Source organism: Chryseobacterium sp. MMO-72, assembly GCF_037146035.1.
GTDB classification, from domain to species: domain Bacteria; phylum Bacteroidota; class Bacteroidia; order Flavobacteriales; family Weeksellaceae; genus Chryseobacterium; species Chryseobacterium indicum.
The window spans coordinates 110093-131665 of sequence record NZ_JBBCWG010000008.1 but is presented as its reverse complement, the minus strand read 5'-3'; the positions used below and the strand labels follow the sequence as shown (position 1 = coordinate 131665).

Annotated in this window: 10 protein-coding genes and 2 pseudogenes; 8 read left to right on the top strand and 4 right to left on the bottom strand. The window is 33.9% G+C overall.

Annotated elements, in window-relative coordinates:
* Positions 1-47: 47 nt before the first annotated feature.
* Positions 48-494, bottom strand: coding sequence for a hypothetical protein (locus tag WFH39_RS12545; RefSeq protein WP_336690161.1), 447 nt, complete (start codon positions 492-494; stop codon positions 48-50).
* Between the two features lie 479 nt (positions 495-973).
* On the opposite strand from WFH39_RS12545, the gene WFH39_RS12540 reads away from it, so the two are divergent.
* From WFH39_RS12540 to WFH39_RS12505, 8 genes and pseudogenes are all read left to right on the top strand, one after another.
* Entirely contained in the window at positions 974-2356 is a 1383-nt protein-coding gene (locus WFH39_RS12540; RefSeq protein WP_336690160.1) for a T9SS type A sorting domain-containing protein, read from the top strand.
* A 143-nt stretch (positions 2357-2499) separates the two neighbouring features.
* The gene (locus WFH39_RS12535) at positions 2500-12783 is read left to right on the top strand and encodes an RHS repeat-associated core domain-containing protein (protein ID WP_336690159.1); all 10284 of its coding nucleotides are present in this window, start codon (positions 2500-2502) and stop codon (positions 12781-12783) included.
* Positions 12784-12794: 11 nt separating this feature from the next.
* A complete protein-coding gene (locus tag WFH39_RS12530; protein WP_336690158.1) occupies positions 12795-13256 on the top strand; it encodes a hypothetical protein in 462 nt (153 codons plus the stop codon).
* Between the two features lie 363 nt (positions 13257-13619).
* Positions 13620-14537 (top strand): annotated as a pseudogene (locus tag WFH39_RS12525) (RHS repeat domain-containing protein); the annotation flags it as partial.
* Positions 14503-15021, top strand: a complete 519-nt coding sequence (locus WFH39_RS12520) for a hypothetical protein (RefSeq protein ID WP_336690157.1) — start codon at positions 14503-14505, stop codon at positions 15019-15021. The pseudogene WFH39_RS12525 and the gene WFH39_RS12520, both read left to right, overlap by 35 nt.
* 413 nt (positions 15022-15434) lie before the next feature.
* Positions 15435-16286, top strand: a pseudogene (locus tag WFH39_RS12515) (RHS repeat-associated core domain-containing protein); the annotation flags it as partial.
* A 4-nt stretch (positions 16287-16290) separates the two neighbouring features.
* Positions 16291-16791: a hypothetical protein gene (locus tag WFH39_RS12510; RefSeq protein WP_336690156.1), complete on the top strand. Its 501-nt coding sequence runs from the start codon at positions 16291-16293 to the stop codon at positions 16789-16791.
* Between the two features lie 652 nt (positions 16792-17443).
* On the top strand, positions 17444-17896 hold the full coding sequence (locus WFH39_RS12505) for a hypothetical protein (protein ID WP_214588801.1): 453 nt from the start codon (positions 17444-17446) through the stop codon (positions 17894-17896).
* A 589-nt stretch (positions 17897-18485) separates the two neighbouring features.
* Here WFH39_RS12505 and WFH39_RS12500 read toward each other — a convergent pair.
* The 3 genes from WFH39_RS12500 to WFH39_RS12490 form a co-directional block, all read right to left on the bottom strand.
* Positions 18486-18953 (bottom strand): OsmC family protein, encoded by a 468-nt coding sequence (locus WFH39_RS12500; protein ID WP_336690155.1) that lies wholly within the window; start codon positions 18951-18953, stop codon positions 18486-18488.
* On the bottom strand, positions 18950-19834 hold the full coding sequence (locus WFH39_RS12495; RefSeq protein ID WP_336690154.1) for a tetratricopeptide repeat protein: 885 nt from the start codon (positions 19832-19834) through the stop codon (positions 18950-18952). The genes WFH39_RS12500 and WFH39_RS12495 overlap by 4 nt, the downstream gene beginning before the upstream one ends.
* Before the next feature lie 102 nt (positions 19835-19936).
* Entirely contained in the window at positions 19937-21496 is a 1560-nt protein-coding gene (locus WFH39_RS12490; protein ID WP_336690153.1) for a ribonuclease E/G, read from the bottom strand.
* Between the last annotated feature and the right edge of the window lie 77 nt (positions 21497-21573).

Genomic DNA, 21573 nt, shown 5'->3' with positions numbered 1-21573 from the left:
GAAGAGCGGAAAATGTTAATTAATGGTAAAAGTGAGGGGGAGAGGGTTTAGGGTTTAGGGTTGATGATTGATGGTTGATGGTTGATGATTGATGATTGATGATTGATGATTGATGATTGATGGTTGTTGGTTGTTGGTTGTTGGTTGTTTGTTGTTGGGGGCTTCGGTTCCGCTCGGCGTACTGCTGGTTGATTTGTTTGCATGGCTGAATTTCTGAAATCTGTTTTTTTTGCTTGTTTTTGAATGATGTTTTTTGATGAACGGAGTAAAATTACCACAGAAATGTCTCCGCTCTGAGTACTTTTGGGTTGATTTGTTTGAATGGCTGAATTTCTGAAATCTGTTTTTTTGCTTGTTTTTGAATGATGTTTTTTGATGAACGGAGTAAAATTACTGCAGAAATGTCCATTTTCCACCACCATAAAAAATTCTGACCGGTTTTGACTGCTTTTGACCGGTTTTGACCGGTTTGAAAACCCATTTCTTCGGATCATGTTCGGGTCTTCTTCGGATCGGCTTCGGAAAAATGGGATTTTTTCCGAAGGATTACCGAACAACAGCCGAAGAAAAACAAAAAGTCCACAATGTATTTCTAGTATTTTTAAAATTAAAAGAAAGTGTATTATTTATTCGAAGAAGATTTTTTGAGGCTTGCCTCAGGTAAAAAGAGAAAAAGTTTGAAAAACTAATCAGTTTTCATAAAACTAAAAATAATGTCTCTTCCTTTGATTGCCTCAGGGAGAGTTTATTATAATATGAGAGATTTTGACGTATGGTTTCTAATATTTGTCAAAAATAAACTTATAGTGATAATATTTAATATTGTTTTTTTAATTATATTATTATATTTGTGAAATAATAACTAATACTATGAAAAAAAATATTCCAATACCACTGGATTAGTGCTAAAACATACCCATTAATTCAATTTCTATATTTATACTTTTAATAAAATATCGCAAATCCATTTTTTATGAATAAAATCTCCTGCAAGAGAATTTTCACAATACTTATGTCATTGTATTCATTCTCTGTTTATTCCCAACTGTTTGGCTCTGACGTGCAGCTGTGGGAAAAAACAAATCCTACTTTAAGGGAAGCAACTAGGTGTGCGGATGAAAAATTATTAAATTTTCATTGCGGAATAAAAGATAAGCTTTTCAAAAAATATATCAAATACAGTAAAAATAAGAGCCACACGCTAAGTCTTGTTCATACTTCTAAAGAAGACGAATTGATTTGGAATAATGCTTATAACAATGTGTCTCTAAGTAATAATACTTATTCTATAGATAAAGACTCTAAGGAATTAGGTAAGCGTCCAAGTATTTTTTCTTTTTTGGGAAATGCAGATCAAAAACAGAAGGCTGACAGTTTGAAAATCAAATTTGAAGATCAGAATCTTTATGAAATGATTTTCTTTTCGAGAAAGGCAAAAGCTATGGAGCTTAATAAAATACATTCATACTTATCTCTCAAATATGGGATTTCTCTGGAGAAAGGAAAGTATTATGGAAGTGATGCTCAAATAATCTGGGATCCGGAAAAACATAAAGATTATAAATATCGTCCTACAGGTCTTGGAAGAGATGATGGGAATGAACTTTATCAGAAACAGTCGACAAACCAGTCAGACTTGTTTTTAACTATAGGTATGGGTACCTTTGCAAGAACCAATTTTGAAAATTCTACTACTCTTGACAATAATAATTTTGTGATATGGTCGGATAACAACAGGTCAATGTCGGTAAAAGCGGATAAAGATTTGGAAGTTTTGGAAAGAAATTGGGAAATTAATTTTATAGGAAGTAAGATCCCTAAAACGGATTACAGTGTAAGGATTTTAAAGGATATTATTAATCCACTATCACATCCGATTAGTTATTGGATGATTATTAAAAAGGATAATGGGGAGGTTAAAAAAATACAAGGATTTGAAAATGAAAGATATATCACATTTACTAAAGTAGATTTTCTTAATGCTTTCGATTCTGGAAGCAAAGTTCATTTTACATTTGCTTTAAGTCCAAAAGCTCCAAAAAGTAATGAGCAGAATCCTCCATCAACCACTAATTCTGTAAGTTTGCATGGTTTGGAAGATATGTCATTGGATGCAAACGCTATAAACTTATATCCTAACCCTGTTAAAAAAGATCAGGACTTCACTATCGTTTTTCCTAAAATGGAAGATCTGGTTATTGCAATATATGATGGAGGAGGAAGATTGGTGAAATTGGAAAAAATCAGCAGTTCTGCAAGATCATATACATATCATCTTTCTGTTCAGAGTTCATATTTAGTCACCCTAACTCAAAACGGGAAAATTATAAAAACTTTTAAACTAATTGTTGATTAAACTAAGCCATGAGAATACGTGTGAATAGACAATCTTTTACTAAAAGATCAATACTTTTCGTATGCTTTTTTGCAAGTATGTTTATATTTGCCAGCTTTACGAAAGAAGACCGACAGAAAGTTAGGTCTTTCAAACTCCGAATGATGGATAAATATGTTCATCATTCAACAACAGAAGATAATGCAGATACAGACTCAACAAGAAGTTTAAAGAAAAAGAATAATAATGGGCATTTTCATGAAACTAAGAGTAAGACAAATAGAGATGTCATTCAGTCTGCTTTATCAAATATTGTATTTCCCGAAAATACTCTGGATAATACTTTTGCTTCAGAAGAAAAACAGGGTATTATCGGAGAGTTTTCTGATGATGAATCTGATAATGTGTCTGATAACTTCTTTACCATTACAATTCCTGAAATAGAAAGACAGAATGTAAAAGCCTATTTGATGTATGATCTTTTTGGGTTGGAATCTTATCATTCAGTATCAAGATCAATTAACAAGAATGTTGCTTTTGGAGGGAATATTATTGTTGCAAGCAGCAAGTGGAGTACTCAAAAAGAAGAAATTGCCTTAAATTCATTAGAAAAAGGAAAAAATACAATCTTATTTACTTCTTCTCTTAATGGGGTAAAGTATAAAGTAAAAAATGTAAAAATTGTTTTTGAGAACAAGTTAAAATCATCGGATAATATTTCATCATTATTATCAGGTAATAATCTTTACATAAAAGGAATTGAAAATGGACCTGTCAATATTAAGGGTAAATCAGTTTCATCTTTAAAAGGTGAGTACGAAACTTTGGTTGAGCTTACAGATGCCGATAAAGCGAAGGGCTTTATTTCCATTGTCGGTTCAAACGGAGTAAGAGAATATAAAATTCCTGAAAACAAGTCATCATTTAAAACATTGAGTGAAGAAAAATTTACTCCTTTAACTGTTAATATTTCGAAAGATAAAGAGTTTAAGGAAGTTTATGAAAATTCAATTATTGCAATTGAAAAAAATTCAGTAAGGAATATTGCTCAGGTTCAGGTTTTAAAACTCAGAAAAAAAGATTATCCTGCTATTTCCAGAGAGATTAAAAATATGACTGTAAATTCTAGTGCATATCGTTTAGAAAACCGATCAGGAGAATTTACAAAAAACATGGTTTTCTCTTTTCCTTACGATGAAAAAAAGTTGGGAGCAAGATCTGCAAAAGAATTAAAAGCTTTTTATTTTGATTATGCATCAAAAAAATGGAAAGTTGACCCTACCAGTAAAGTAGACACAGAGAAAAAAATAGTTACGGTTGAGACGAAGGGAGATACAGATTACATCAATGGAGTAATTTCAGTTCCTGAGTCTTCACAGCTTGAAGCATTTGCTCCGACAAGCATTAGTGGATTGAAAGCTGCAGACCCAACTGCTGGTCTGCAATTGATGGGAGTTCCTACAGCAACACAAAAGGGAGATGCGAGTACCAGTTATCCAATCCGCGTTCCGGCTGGTCTCGGCGGGCTTCAGCCTTCATTGTCAATCGGCTATAACAGTGCAGGAGGAAACGGCTGGATGGGAGACGGCTGGAATGTTAACGGTTTGTCGGCTATTACTGTAGATACAAGATGGGGAACTCCTGTTTTTGATACTAAAAATGGAGGAACAGAGACGGAACTTTATTCTTTGGATGGTGAAATGCTTGTCTATCCTAACGGATATCTTCCTCACAGACATAACGATGTTAATGAAAACAATACTGCTATTACTACTGAAAAGCAGAAAAGATCTGACTATACTAATCCTGATGATGGTACGAAAAAACAGTTCTATCTAAGAAAGAATCACGATTTTACACTGATTGAAAGAATAGGTACGGCTCCTGATAATTATACATGGAAAGTAACTTCAACAGATGGAACGAAAAGATACTACGGTGGTTCCACGGATTCTATGCTTTCCGGATCAGGAGGGGTTGTCCACTGGGGACTTCGAATGGTAGAAGATGTACATGGCAACACCATGAGATTTACATATTATAATGAATTTGCCTCAGGGGCATTTTTCCAGATTAAAAAGATCGAATATGGAAAGAATTATGATTACAGCGTAAATTTCAACAAAGAAACGAGCATTACCAGACAAGACATCAACATCAATGCAAAACAAGGGGTTGCAAGATCAGAGGCTTTCCTGTTAAAAAGTATTGAAGTAAAATACAAAACCGAGCTTGTAAGAACCTATAAAATGGATTATATAGAAGGGGAATTCTATAAAACCCTTTTGAAAAGAATTTATATCGTTCCTAATAATCCTTGTTCTACAACGCTTGCAAAAGGTACCGGAGAAAGTGAAAATTCTGAGGAACATACATCCGTTACAGGTAAAGCAAGCGGAATAAGAATAGATGACGGAACCGGTGGTAATGGTGGTGGTAACGGGGGAATTGAACCCACATGTAATGAGATATCAGACAGCTATACTTTCGATTATTATAATGATGTAAAAGATGGATCGGGTAATGTAAAGATATTTGGACCAGATACTGCTATTAATTTTCAGAATGATCATGAGGATGAACCTTATTCAGATTTTGTAACAAGTTTAATCAAGCCTTCTAAAATCAATGGAAATATAAGTACCGAAACAGGTTTAAATATAAGGATTGCTGCGGGATTAAATTTTTATACTCCCTCTAGTGCAGCTTACGGACATCTGATGTTTGGCTTCCCTTTTGGTAATTCCACTGCTAAAGCAAGAAATGCCCAACAGCTAATAGATTTCAATGGAGACGGTATTCAGGATATGATTTACAGAAATCCGAATAAAGGACTGCTTCTACGATCAGGAAAACTGGATGATCAGGGAAAATTAAGCTTTTCAGCGTCTCAGCGAATTGAAAACTATTCTGGTGGTGATTTTTCCTATACAGAAACGAAGACACGAAATAGAGGAGGGGACATGGGGGCAATTATTTACAGCAAATCCGAAACAGATTCTAAAACCAATAGTTCCACAAAAACCTATTTGATTGATGCTAACTCAGATGGTTTGATGGATATTGTACATGACGGAGAAGTCTGGTTTAACAGGTATGATACCGGCGCAGGAAAATCTTTCATGAGCAGACATTCAGAATATACGGAGAACATGGTGGTAAAAGCGAAAGCCATACAGCCTCCTATAAAATGGTGTGGAGATATTGGATCTGTACCTGATCCTTGTCCGGGAGAGCCTGAACCGGATCCCATGGATGTTGGAGATGTTGTGAAAGTATGGATTGCACCTAAAGACGGATATGTGAAGTTTACCGATAATGTTTCAATTTCACCCACACTTGTTTCCAATCCATCCATCAGCTTATCAGATCAAATGTACTATGGTGTAGAGATCAAAAATCCTACTCCTCAAGCCGGGATTGTACCTGTAAGCTATGCTAATACAAGAATATATTTAAAACAGCTTTTATCGACAGACCCTCCTCAGAATATTGTTATCAGCCGATATAACGATTATTACACTCAAATGCAGTCAGTTCCTATGGATCCCAACTATGGTATTCCGAACGGTATTGATAATCCTGACAGGCTGTTTGTGAAAAGTGGTGAGAAAATTTATGTAAGGCTACACAAAAATAAAGTAAAAAATGTAGAGGTAACTTCAAATCCTACTATTACTTACGTTGATCCGGTTACAGGAAATGAGATTCCGAATACTTTTGAATTGTCACAGGATCAGTTTCAGTTAAATAATGGTAATTATAAAAGCAATTTTCTTTTAAATAATGCCATTGCGCCCATTCTTTTAGATACTCCGGGAACAGTTACAATTAATGTATTGCCTTTCACATTCCCTTATTTATCGGATAATATTAAATTTAGAATTGTAACTGAAGATGTAAACACGGGAGCTATTACACCACTTATTACTCAGGAAATTTATACTCCATCAAATTTAACAACTCAGGCACATACACTAAGTTTTACTGTTCATAATGGCGAAAAGTTTTATCTGAGATTTATTGTAGAATCCGATTCTTTTACCAATTTTGTTGCGAATAACTGGAAGGGAAAGATTTATGTAGATTATCATGCCTCTGTTACTTACAGTCCCACACCCGTATATGTCGGGTTCTTAGGGATTCCTGAATATCCGTCTTTTGTGGTTACTCAGTTACAACCAAAACTGGATATTTATGCTGTTCCACATAGCGGTTTCTTTAATGAACCACATGATTTTAGCATCCAGATTAACAAGAATATTACCAATTTTGCTACTCTGTCAACAGGAAGTTTCTACTATATTATAAAAAAAGGCAACCAGGTTCTCGCGAAAAGAAGAGTTCTTGTTTCCCCGGGTAATAATAATAGTAATAGTGCGCTTATAGAGCAGAATATGATTGATGATTCAAATATTTCAGGACTGTCTCCTATTACTTTTTTTACCGGGAATCCCAGCTTCGGATCTTTAGGTAATGACCATTTGGTAACAGTTGAAGTGTACTGCAAGACTGGCGGAGATTATGAATTGTTTAATAAATATTCTGATTATTTTGCTGGAAAGCCATTCAATATTTATTATGATGGTGCAACAGTGTATGGTACAACAACAGCAACTGCAGTAAATACGGCTATGTATAATACAAAATCGATGTTTTTTAATAACTGGGGGCAATTTTTATATAAACCGGGAGCTTATGATAACTATTTATATGGAAAGCCTATTAATTTGTCTGAATTTGCAACACCAACTACACCACAGAATACCTATTCTGCCTGTTTAAATATTCCGGATTTACAAAACAATTATGATGCTTTAGCCGATTGTATTTTAGCTACGACCCCTGATCCTAATGCAGGTAATAATACCGCTTCACAGGTTATATCTCTTCTGAAACCTCAACTTATAGGAAATGGAAGACTTTTAATAGAACGTTGGGTAGGTTCAGGACCAGAACAGTACTCATCCGGAGAGGCTTTTAAAACAGATGATGAAGTTACTTATTTTACAGATCCTGTACCCACGGTTCCTCTTGTCACGCCAACAACCTATACTTCCGGACAGCTTTCAGTGGATACAAGTATGAAGGCGATCAGCAGGGATCAAAGAAGTAATTCACATAATAAAACGGTGGGAGGAACTTTATGGGTAGCAAATGTAGGAAATTCGGAAACGACGCTTAAAGAACCAAGTATCGAAACACAGACTTTCTCAGATATGAACGGAGATGGTTATCCTGATATGGTTTATCCTTCATCAATGCAGCTTACTAATTCTACTGGAAGTTTAGAAGATATTCAACTTGTTTCATATAGTGATTATCCTACGAGTTCTTTAAGTTATATGAAAAGTAACTCGGCAGGCTTCTCATATAATAGCCCGCCAGTAACAGGTAGAATAGGAGCACATGGAAATAACGGAACTTCTACTCAGCCAGATACGGGAATGCCATGGTCTGGAAGTGCATCGTTAGGTGCAAGTCTTAATCAGTATTATGATTCATATGATGCAGGTTCAGGATTTTGGATGGATGTAAATGGTGATGGGCTTCCTGATAGAGTAAGAGGAGGAAATACTGCCTATATGACGGTTGCGTTAAATTTAGGTAAAAGTCTGGGAGCAAATGCAACGTACCAGAATATGATTACTTATAAATCCCACCCGAAAGCCAGCGCCAGTATTTCATTAGGTGCGGGATTGGGATCTTCGGCTAACCTTGGGGCGTTATCCAGCTTTGGCTTTGGGATCAATGCGGGAGTAAGTGCAGGAGCTTCGACAGGAACAGCAGACGTAGTCTATGAAGATGTAAACAGTGATGGATTGATAGATATTCTTGAAGTTGCTTCCAATGGGGCTACTACAGTGAGGTATAATCTTGGAAACCGTTTTGCTACAGGAGCACCCTTGATGAAGAGCGGGGGAGATATTGATTTTGCGGATGAAACAAGATCATTCAACGGATCATTCTCTTTCGGAGGAGACTACATGTTTAGTATGGGGCCTATTACCCTAATTCCTCCAGTGATAGCATTGGTTCTTTGGATTAAAGCAGGAGCCGGAGCAACCGTGAATTTAGGAATGAATGTTTCTGAAACAAGAAAAGCATTCAAGGATATGAATGGTGACGGCTTTACAGATTTAGTTCAGGATACGAACAGTGGATTTATTGTTAATTACTCACAGGTTGGAAGAACAAATAAATTAAAATCAATTACAAATACTTTCTCAAAAGGAACTTATATATTGGATTATAAATTAGCAAGAGCAAATTATGATAATCCACACGCTAAATTTGTGATTAAAAGTATAAGCATTCTGGAGCCGGATGTATTTTCAGCAAAATATACTACGGATCAGGGAACTAAGATGGAAACCACATATGAGTTCCGAAATAGAAAATATGACAGGAGAGAAAGAGAAGATTTTGGTTTTGATACTGTGATTACCCAAGAAATGAATAACGGTTCCGCAGTAAGAACTACCACGGATAAATATTTCAATAATTCCTATTTGTTAAATGGAATACTGAATCAGACTACCGTAGTAGGGGGAGGTGGTACTCTATCCGATGTGAAATATAATTACAAATTGAGAAAATTCATGAGTAATGCAACATTGATTAATCTGAATTCCAATTTAGCATTTAATTATGACAGCGGTGGTACAGAAGGCAGAAAAATGGCTATTGCTTTACTGGACGAAAAAATAAAAACAACTTACGAATCTGGAGGAAGTATTGTTACAACCGAGAAATTTACGTATACCACAAAAGGTCTAATCTCCAAATATCAATATACAAGCCCATCTGCTAGTTACAATTCTAATATTACGTATCAGGCGCTTAATAATAACATTATCGGAATTCCCTCTCTCATTGAGGTATATGATGGCACAGCCAACTCTCAGTTGTTAAGAAGAAGAAAAGCCTATAATATTAATTTTAATAATGGTAATGTCGGATCTATTGCTATTTTTGACGGAACTAATGAAAGTGTTACCGATATAGAATATAACAGTATAGGAAATGTTACGAAAGTAACCTATCCTCCAAGTAACAGCAATACAGGGCCGCGTTATTGGATAGGATACACGTACGATGATGCAATAACAGGAAAATATGTTGTTGAGGTGAAAGATGTTTTTGATATCAAGTCAACGGCTATCTACAACCCACTGTTTGATGTGGTAACCCGAAAAGTGGATACGGGAGGTAATGCTATGGTATTTACTTATGATGGATTCGGAAGAACCAGAACAATAATGGGACCTAATGAGATTGCAAGTGGTTCTACCGTTCCTACCGTTAAATATAAATATTGGCTGGATCATGCGGGAATAGCCAATAACGACACAACAGTTAAAATCTACAGGGCATCTACTTCTAATTTTGATCCCGAGTATGCAGGCAGCAATAATACCATTATGACAGATACCTACTCCGATTTTCTGGGAAGAATCGTACAGGTAAAGAAAGATATTGAAATGTACGGATACGAATCCAGGTCAATATCGGGCAGAGCGGTTTTTGATGGGCTGGGAAGAATTGTACGGCAGTATCATCCTACTTTTGAAGGGCTTGCCAACCAGAATCTTACTTCGGTATCATTAGGAGGACCATATAATTCATCTGTTTATGACAGTAGAGACAGGGTGGTTTCGGCAACTGATGAAGACGGTGTTGTCACAACTACTGTTTATAGTATTGACAGTAATCTCTTCAAAACAACACAGGAAATCTCAAATGAAAAGTCAGAATCTTATGCCAATGCAGAGGGTAAAATCGTTCAGAAAGATGATTATCTTGATAATGATCCTCTTACTACTTTATTCGAATATAATACGATTGGAGAACTTGTAAGAGTAACCGATCCTGAAGGTATCTCTACGCAGTATTCTTATGATCTTGCAGGAAGACGCTTACAGCAGGTACATCCGGATAAAGGCACCACAAGGTATGAATATGATCAGGCGGGTAATCTTATAAAGCTTACAACAGATAATCTTCTGAATGATCCTTCCATCGGCACCAACTATATTTTCTACAAATATCAGTATAACAGACTAGTTGAGATTGCTCTTCCGGATCTTCCGTCAGGAGATCCCAACCCGAATAATGTGGTTTACCAGTATGCTCCTTACACGGCAGGAAATAATGCCGGTAAGCTGATCTATAAAGAAGACGGTTCAGGAAATGTAAAATATACCTACGGAAGAATGGGAGAAATACTTACGGAACTGAAAACAGTAAGAGGTTATGGTATCCCGGAAACGTATTATAAAACAATCTTCAACCATGATAGCTGGAACCGTATTACAAAGATTAAATATCCGGATGATGAAATTGTTTCTTATCATTATGACAAGGGTGGAAATCTTAAATCGGTAGATAATGATCAGGGAGAAACCTATATTCAGAATATAACCTACGATAATTATGAGCAGCGTACAAATATTGTGTACGGAAACGGAACTTCTCAGAATTACAGTTATGATCCTCAAAACAGAAAGCTGGTTAATTATAACCTGAACAGCTCTACAGGAAATCCGATGTTGCAGAATGTATATCGGTATGATGAATTCTCAAACATTACCGGGATTAAAAATATGGCTTCCCCTCTGGCGAACGGTATGGGTGGCGCATTTGAGTTTGAGTTTAGATATGATACACTCAATAGGCTTATAGGAACGGGAACCAGAGATGTCATTCTGGATGGTGAGAACCAGCCTATTATTAATTCTAATTTTGCTCACTCTACCTATTCTCTCAGAGTTGACTATAATAAGGTAGGAGGAATTGTGACGAAAAACCAACACCATGAAAGAGATCTTACGGTGGTTCCGGAAAATACCTACGTAAATGACTATATCTATGCAGGCAATACCCATAAACTGGATAAAGTTGTAGACGGATTAACAGGAAATACAGAATCATTTGAATATGATTATAATGGAAATACGGTGATGCATAACGACATTAACGGAACCAGAAAAATATTCTGGGACGAGCAGGATCGTATGAAAGCATTTTACAATGACAATACAGGCGTTTATCAATACCATACGTATGATGATAAAGGAGAGCGTGTTATCCGTTACGGATTGGAGGCTCCGGCACAGCTTTATCAGAATGGTGCACCTGTAATTGCAGGGGATATAAAAATGGTAGACTATAAGCTATACCCGAATCCTTATGTAACGGTGAGCTCTACAGGTCAGTATACAAAACATTATTTTGAAGGTTCAAAAAGATTTGCAAGCAGATTGATAGATGGCGCTGATAGGTTTGAAGATCCTTCGATTCTGTACAGCAGCAAAATGGCAGACCAGAAAACTACTGAAAGAAAAGCGGATGCAGAAGCAGACTTTAAGAAATATCTTGAGAAAACGGATCTTGGTAATAATGTTTCTGTAGAGCTGAGAGAAGTGATGCAACGTCCTAACCTATATTATTTACATGGAGATCATTTGGGAACTGCAACATTTGTTACCAATTCTCAGGGTGAGGCAACACAATTTTTCTTAAATTTACCTTTCGGGGAAACGATGTTGGAACAGATGGATGGTTCTTATAACAATCCATATAAGTTTAATGCAAAAGAATTGGATGAAGATATGGGATTGTATTATTATGGAGCAAGGTATTATAACCCTAGGTTGAGTATTTGGTATGGAGTGGATCCGCTAGCAAATTCATATCCGAGCTGGTCGCCATATAACTATACATTAGATAACCCGATTAGATTTATTGATCCTAAAGGTCTTAGTCCAACCGATGATTATCGATATAATAAAAATGGAACATTCACTTTGTTAGCAAAAACCGATGATAATTTCGATAGGATTTATAATAGTGATAATTCTAAAAGTATTGAAATAGATAAAGGAATTATTAGTGGCGGACTTCATACTAATAGAGAAGAAAAAAGATTTTTAGGATTTTTATGGAAAACACAGGATGCTTATAAAGGATCTACATATATGTCTTCTAATACAAAAGATTTGAAATCATTATATGGATTAATTAAAAATAATACAAATGTTGAATATGCTTTAAATATTTTTGAATCTTCCACAGGAATACAAGTTGGAGCTTTAACAACAAGCTATCAAAAGGCTGAAGAGGGTGAGGGTATAAATGTAATATTTAATATTTTGTCAAAATCACCTGATATGAAACAAATTTTAGATTCACATATTCATCCTTCAGGTACTGCTGTTGCTTCAGGGTTTAAGCAAAGTGATATTAATTATAATTATATAATTGATCCAAAACAAAATTCTGGTGATTTGTATTATAGACGATATTTAGAAGCTACATTTCCAGGTAGAGTACCAAAAGAAGCGCAGATAGTATTACCGAACTCCAATTCTCGAGTTTTTTATAATTCTGACACGATGAGAGTTTCTACTCCTCAATTGCAAGTAGGAATTCCAACCCAACGATAAAAATCATTATAATGAAAATGTTTAAATATTTAATATTTCTTTTGACATTAATTAGTTGTAATAAGAATTTAGATGATGTATTTAAAAATGAAAAAGCGAAAAGCTTATTTATCTTATTTTGTAATGAAGTTAAAGAAAGTGATCTTAAGCAAAGTGAAAATATTTTTATATATGCAGATAATCCCTGTCCAAATTATAATTGTAATATCACCTTTATAAATTGTCCTAGCTTGTCTGACGATGAAACTTATGGAAAATTTAATTATAATGGACTGACTATATATGTAGCGAACAATATACCAAGAAATATATTGTCTTTAAATGATTATAGTAAAAAATTACCACAGAATAAAAATGGTGTTAAGGGTCCTTCTGAATTTATAGAAATGTGGTTGTCAATAAAGAAAGATAGTTTTAAATATAGAAAAATAAATTTTAGAGAAAATGATCAAAATAGATGGAACACAAATTAACTTTTGGCTATATATCAAATTTAGAGATAGAACGTTTTTTGAATAATTAATTCATTGAATTTCAGGTAAAAATAAAATTCGGAAAATTAAAATAAGAGTAGGGAATATCTACTCTTATTTATTTTTACAGAAAAACATAAGCAATTGATTGACGATAATTCCTTGTGTATCAGATTTAGTGATAAAAATAAAACGTATAAAAAAAATAAAGTCTTGGTAATAATATTTTTTGTAGAGTCAAGAGAAATAATGCCGCGTCCTAACCTATAATATTTACATGGAGATCATTTAGGAACCGCAACATTTGTTACCAATTCTCAGGATGAGGCAACACAATTTTTCTTAAATTTACCTTTCGGGGAAACGATGATGGAGCAAATGGATGGATCTTATAACAATCCATATAAATTTAATGCGAAGGAATTAGATGAAGATACAGGATTGTATTACTATGGTGCAAGGTATTATAACCCGAGGTTGAGTATTTGGTATGGTGTCGATCCACTAGCGGAGAAAATGCCGAGTTGGAGTCCATATAATTATACATTTGATAATCCTGTAAAATTAACCGATCCTGATGGGCGTGCTCCTTTGCCACCTTATAGATGGGCTAATCTAAATGTTCAAATTGGATGGTATAATAAAGTGATTGATTATGATAATGGTGATAGTACAATTAATTTTAGAGGTCAAAGTGGTATCCTCGTGGCTAATGATAGGAATCATTGTTTAAATGTTATAAATCCTCAATATGCCTTACTTAATGACAAAACTTCAGACGAAAATGGTAATTACGGTCCACAGACATGGCAGGCTATAAAATCTCTTGATCCTGCATTACAACAAAATTTTAAATCTAATTGTTATGGATGGGCTCTTACTGGTGGATTATATTTTATTGACGCATCCACTAAAGAAATTTCTGATTTCCTAACAGCAGATGGATATGCCAATATGGGAACCCCATCAAAAGGAACAAATTATAAAAAAGGGGATATGTTATTATGGGATGGACATATTATTGAGGCAACAGGTCAGAGCAAAAAGGGTTTATTATGGCAATCTAAACAAGGTACTAATGAAGTTTTTGAAGGAACGCTTTCAGAAGTTTTAAATGAAAATGTTTCTTGGGATCCTAGGCAAGGATCTACTTCGAACGCTAAACTTTTTCGTCCTAAATCTAATTCTAAGGATTTAATAATGAACAAAAATAGAGACATCATAGGAACAGTAAAAAAAGTAACAAATGAAGATCATCAAAAAATTCGCAAACCTAATTAGGCTTTTATCAATTTGTATTATTTTACTCAGTATTATTGGTTGTAAAAAAAAAGAAACAAACAAAAATATTGAGAAAAGAGAAAACTTAGGATTAAGAGGGACTGTTAATAATAGGCAATCTGAAATACTAAAATCAAACAAATGGAAATTAAGAAGATATAAGGTGTACGATCAAATAAATGGGACTGTCGTTTACGAAAAAAATGTGGAAAATAAGATTATTTCTTTTAATGAGAAAAATATCATTATTAATAATAAAATTTCAGGGAGAATTGATTATAAAAATAACAAGTTTATAATCAACGAAATAGATACTCTTACAAATGAATTTTACTTATTGCATCTAAGAAATGGTCAATTAATTTTAAGAAATGATATTTATTTTACTAAAGAAAAAAAGAATATTAAACACTTTAAAATTGAACTCAATTTGAGTACTGATACATTAAAAAGCAATAAAGATTTTTATAAAATAGAATATTAAATAAAACCTCTCGCAAATTTTGGTAATGTATCAAATTTAATGATGATATTTTTTTTGATAATTAACTCATTGAATTTCAACGGGATTTTACGATAAATTATTAATAATACGAGTAAGAATTCCTTGTAATGTATCAAATTTAGTGATGATAGTTTTTAAATAATTAACTTATTGAATTTCAGTCAACATTAAAGGTAAATTATAAACAACACGAGTAAGAATTCCTTACTCGTGTTTGTTTTTGTCGAAAAAAATATATGCAAATGGTTGAAGATCATTCCTTATGTATCAGATTTAATGATAAGGATAAAAACAAAATTTATTTAAAAAATTAGGGCTTCAGAACCGCTACATTTGTTACCAATTCTCAGGGTGAGGCAACACAATTTTTCTTAAATTTACCGTTTGGGGAAACGATGATGGAGCAAATGGATGGTTCTTATAACAATCCATATAAATTTAATGCGAAGGAATTAGATGAAGATACAGGATTGTATTACTATGGTGCAAGGTATTATAACCCGAGGTTGAGTATTTGGTATGGTGTGGATCCACTGGCGGAGAAGTATCCGAGTCTATCTCCTTATGTGTATGTTGCGGATAATCCTGTTAATGCAATTGATCCTGATGGAAGAGATATAATTGTTTTATCTCACGGGGCAAGAAGTAGAACCGCCCCTGGGCAACACGGTAAACACGCTGTTGGTCATATGGCTGTTTTAATTGGAAATGAAAAAACAGGATGGAGATATTTGTCTTATGATTATGATAAAGGCAATAATAAAGGAAGGGGAAGAAGTGGAAATAATGATGTTTATACAGAAAGAACATTCAAAAGCTTAGACGAATTTAAAAATTCAGAACATAATACATTTAAGGATGATTATGATGACGGTCAAGGATTAAAAACTTCACATCGGGATTCCAATGGTAATATTATTCAAAGATTTCAAGATGCATATCAAATAACAACAAGTGAAGATGTTGATAAAGCGATGATAAAGGCTGCTAGTGGTGTGTTTGATAGCAAATGGACTGAGGTGCTAACAATTGGTCAAGCTAATCAATGTACAACCGTTGCAGAAAAAGCTTTAAATGCTGGTGGCTTACAAAATGGTGAAAGCAATCCTTCAGGGCGTTATAATGCAAAAACCGGAGATGAGATTATAGAGACAAATTACTTGCCCGCAGCCAAACAAAGAGCAATAGAAATGAAGAACAAAGGCAAGGATGTAGATAATAAAATTAGAAGAACTTCAAATTGAATAAATGGAAGCTGAAAAAAGAAATAGATTGAGGATATTATTAATACCTTCTCTCATATTGATATTGTATTATCTAACAAGTATCATAATTTTCAAAGGAGATTTTATTGTTGGACACTATTATTCATTTGATTCGAAAGAGAAATGTAAAAACAACGGCATATTTATTTCAGATGAGCTTGATTTAAAAATAGAAGGAGATTCTTTAAAAGAGATTCCAAATTTAAACAGCAAGTTTTATTCAAATAAATCAACATATCAGAAATTTTATGGCTTTTTAATCTCTACCAATAATGAAGATAAAAATTACAGAAGAATTGCTTGGGAAGAACCTCTTGAATTGTCAAAAAACAGAAATTGGATAGTTACTAATAATGGAGAATATATGGGAGAAGCTTTTTATGTGGGGCATTCCGATGCAAAGATCGGGGATACTCTTACATTGATAGTTAAAAATCCTAAAACAGATTTTATAATAGGATCTATAAAAATTAAAATAAAGTGATTGGTCATGTTCCAAGTCTAGTGGCGATTAATCCCCCCCCGCTAGCGCGAGCGTCTCGCTCGTGCCAATAAATAAAACAAAACGCTAACTTTCGGGTTAGCGTTTTTTGTAAACAGAGAATCCGCCTCACTTGTGGTTGTGAGACGGATTCATTTGTTCTAATAGTGTTACTACATTTTATTCTAAGAGAATACTCCGAGGCTCTGCCTCGGGGTCAGAGAGGAAAAGTTTGAAAAACGGATGGTTTTTCATAAAACTAAAAATAAACTCTCTACCTTTGAATACCTCGAGGCTCTGCCTCGGGGATTATTTATTAAAGATATCTTTAAACTTTTAACAATGGTTTTATTTTTTATGTTAATAAATTTTGCGGAAAGAATTAATATATTTACCAGTACAAGGTCAACTGCTTTAAAATATGATGCAGCCACACCAGATCAAATTGTTGAAATATATTTAATAAATAGAATTTGACAGATTGTGGAATGAAGGTGTTTTTCGTCTAATTAATAATATATCAAATTGCAATATAGATGATTATAAGGATGAGCCTATTTACATCTGAAGAAAAATTGCAGAAAGCTGCCTCAAAAGTTGGAGTTTCATTTCCGGATCTTGGCTTTGGAAGAGGATATATAAAAAATCATCAAAAATGGATAATTATATTTGTTATGTAAAATATGATAAAGAAGATGCTGAGGTTATTGAAATGCTCAGTAATGTTTTTAATTATAAAAAAGAACAAATAGGAAATTTATTTGATCAGAAAGACTTTGAAATAACCTTTGAAAATAGAATTTTAGATGAAATTTCAGAGTTTTGTACTGAATTAAATGTTTATATTCCTAACAATGAAATAACTGCAATATATCCAAATAACTTTTTATTTGGATATCAAGTATCAAAATATTTAAATCAGCAGGTTTTAGTAAGCGTTAGTTTTGAAAATAATGATCCTTATCAATACATATTAATAGAAAATGATTTATTTTTTATTGTTGATGAAGTGATTGATGACAATTCAGATGATAAATATGGTATTACTGTACAAAAGAATACTAAAATTAAAATTTCTTATAATGACGCAATAAATTTTAGTTCTTAGAGTGCAATCATTATGCTTGTGATCCGTATGTACAAAAAGCTCAATAATAAAGAATCCGGCTCTTCTGAGGCGGATTCTTGTTTTGGTAATGAAATAGAGCTGTTGTTACTTTGCGATTGCATACTATTTTACAGCTTACTGCCGAATTTCATTTAGATAAAGAATTTTTTTTCTGTGTGTTTCTACCGTGCTTTATTACTTATAAAAAATTTCAGAGAGGTCTTTACTTCTAAATCCGTTGCTGATTGATTGTGAATTATCATTTTCCGGATCTCAAGTATCAGTTGTCGCAAAATCTTAATTTGTTCTGAAGAAGTAAAAATACTTCGGATTACAACATAGGTTGTGGAAGATTATTAATTGTTATTTTATTATGGCTTTTTTGTTGAAATTAATTAAACTTGATTTTTTATTAAATATAGTTAAAAATATATTGATATTCCAAATAAATATTCAAAATAATTTAATTTTTTATGATAATTTGATAAATAACTCTCTGTAATTGGAATTTTCAGTTCTATCTTTAGAGTTATTGCGAATAAATGTCCGTATTTATAGGGATTTTCGAACGCTGATTTAGATTAAGAAATTATTTAACTAACACTTTGGGGATATGTTTTACCGGAAAATTTACAGAATTGGCAATGAAGCAGAATTTGTTTGCTTTTTGATGAAGTTCTTTGGCTTTTTCTATCATCGATTCGTCTGAAACCGTGATTTCAGGATGGAGAATGACTTCCGTGAAATGTCCGCTCCCGTTTTCCAGTTCCGTCATGATGCCTGTAGCAAAATCTGTATACTCCGTCACAATAATCACTTCTTCTGAACAAAAATGAAGATACCAGAGCATATGGCATGATGAAATTGAGGAAAGAAACATCTCTTCCGGATTATATTTTGTTTTGTCTCCGCGAAAGGACGGATCGGATGAAGCTTGGATTATCGCCTTATTCTCTGCAGAGATTTCATGGCTTCTTTCGTATTCTCTGTAAGAACTGGTTCCTTTTCCTTTGTTTCCCGTCCAGCAAACTGTGATTTTATAATGGTGATTTTTCATTTTGATAATAGTGTGTAAAACTTTGAAAAATGTAAAATTTTATTCAGTCTTTTCTTTGTATCTCTTTTGGATAAATTTTTAAAATTTAGATCGTATAAAATGACATCTCTATCCATAAACTTTACGTAATAAATGGTGTTTTCTATAGTATTTATCACGCCTTGTTTGGAGTAAAGTGTTTTAAAGGATTCTTTAAAGAGTTTTTTAAGTTCCTTTTTTGTATATTTTTTGGAAAGAGTTTCATACAGCATTGTAACGGTAGGGGAGTTTTCGTGAACCATCGGAATAGCGGCTATCGGAATCAGAACGTCACATATTTTTTCGTCCTCATGAAGATTGGAATAGCATTCAGAATATAGGTGTGCAATATATGCTATTTCTGAAAATAGTCCGTTTCCGCAGGATATTCTTACCGGATTACTTTGGGCTAAATTAAGATATTCTATAGCTTCCCTGTAATTTTTTTGAATCATCTCAAGATAAGCCAGTTTTTTGTAGAGTTCATATAAAAATTGATTGTCTTCAGAATATGGTATTCTTACAAAGGGATCTTTTAAGTTTTTGTTTTGTTTAAAATAATTTAAAAGTTGCAGATAAGATTTTTTTGCCTGATCGTAATTTTTCAGTGTATACTGAGCAGAAGCTTTACCTCCCAAAATACTGAATGTGTAGTCTGATACCGGAAATTTTAATAGAAACGTATCATATTGCTCAAATAAATGTTTAAATTTTACATTAGCTGAATCCTGCTTCCCATTCTCTATATTTTCTATAAAGTCATCTTCAGCTTGCATTATTTTTTCATATGCCACAGAATCTTCCTTCTGCCCAAAGGCAAAAAATGCACACAGTAATAAGAGTAAGGAGAAAATACTTTTCATTTTCAGGTATCAGTTTGTATAATAAGAGCTGTGAAATACAGATTGCTTGTAAAAATAAAAAATCTCCATAAAATAATATGGAGATTTTAAGTTTTTCCTGTATTAATTAGAATATCCTATCAATTCTTCTTTATTGGAATTGTAAATTCTGTATTCTAAATATTTAAAAGAATCCCTTGGAATAACGGTTACCCACTTTTTGTATTTCATAAACCATTTCATCTGGATGCTTTTAATCCCTTTCGTAAGGTAAGCTTCCACAAACGGATGTACGTGAAGGTAAAGTTTTCCTTTTTCCTTCTGCATAATGGTTCTCAGGGTTTCTCCCATTCTTTCCACAATAACGATCGGAGCTGCAATTTCTCCGTCTTTATTCGGGTTTTCTTCTTTGGTGTCGATCTGTTTTTCCGGACGGTTTCTTTGTCTGGTAATCTGTATCAGTCCGAATTTACTCGGCGGAAGAATCTTATGGCGGGCTTTATCGCGTTTCATTTCTTCTTTCAGATGTTCATACAGATCTCTTCTGTGGTCTGCGTTGGGCATGTCGATAAAATCGATCACAATAATTCCACCCATATCACGGAGACGCAGTTGTCTTGCAATCTCGGTTGCTGCCATTTTGTTCACCTTTAAGGCGTGTTCTTTGTTTACGGCAGTTCCGGTTGTGATATTATTTCCGGAGTTTACGTCCACTACGTGAAGTGCTTCTGTGTGTTCTATTACCAGATAAGCACCTTTTGAGCTTGGGATATTGACGTGTTTTCCAAAGCTTTGTTTGAGCTGTTTTTCAACATTATAATATTCCAGAAGAGGAATATGAGAATTGTAAAAATGGACAATATTTTTCCTTTCGGGAGCGATTACTTCCAAGTAGTTTTTCATTTCTTCCACCATCTGTTCATCGTCGCAGGTAATGCTCACGAAATCCTGGTTGAAGTTGTCTCTTAAAATAGCTGAAGCTTTATCGTCTTCGCTTAAAACTCGTGACGGAACTTTATTTTTCTGTATATTTTTGAAAGTTGTTTCCCATTTCTGAATCAGCTGATTCATGTCATTGTGCAGGTCTGCAACTTTTTTACCTTCGGCTACGGTTCTTATAATAACCCCGAAACCTTCAGGCTTGATGCTTTCGATTAACGTTCTCAGTCTCTCTTTTTCTTCGGAACTTTTTACTTTCTTGGAAATTGAAACCTTGTTATCGAAAGGGATGAGTACCAGAAATCTCCCTGTTAAAGAAACCTGAGTGGAAATTCTCGGTCCCTTGGTAGAGATCGGTTCTTTGGTAATCTGCAGCAGTACAAGATCGTCTTTCGCGATTACCTTGTCTACCGTTCCGTTTTTGTCTATTTCGGATTGTATCTCGAAATTTTTTAAGCTTGAAGTATTTTGTTTCTTGGAAATCGTATCCCGTAAAAATTTTCTGTACGTGAGATATTGCGGTCCCAGATCCTGATAATGCAAAAAGGCATCCTTTTCGTATCCTATGTTTACGAAAGCTGCATTCAGGTTAGGAGCCAGCTTTTTTACTTTCCCAACAAACAAATCTCCAACTATAAAATCGCTTTTGTCCTCTTGCTCATGAAGTTCACATAGTCTTCCGTCTTCCAGCAGTGCAATCTTTGTAAGATCATCCTCATGCGAAACTATTAGTTCTTTCTTCATTTTGTTGTAAGATAAAATTGTTAAGATTGTAGGAAAAGAGTGTTTTTTTCATCAGATGAATTTTAACCTTAAGTTAC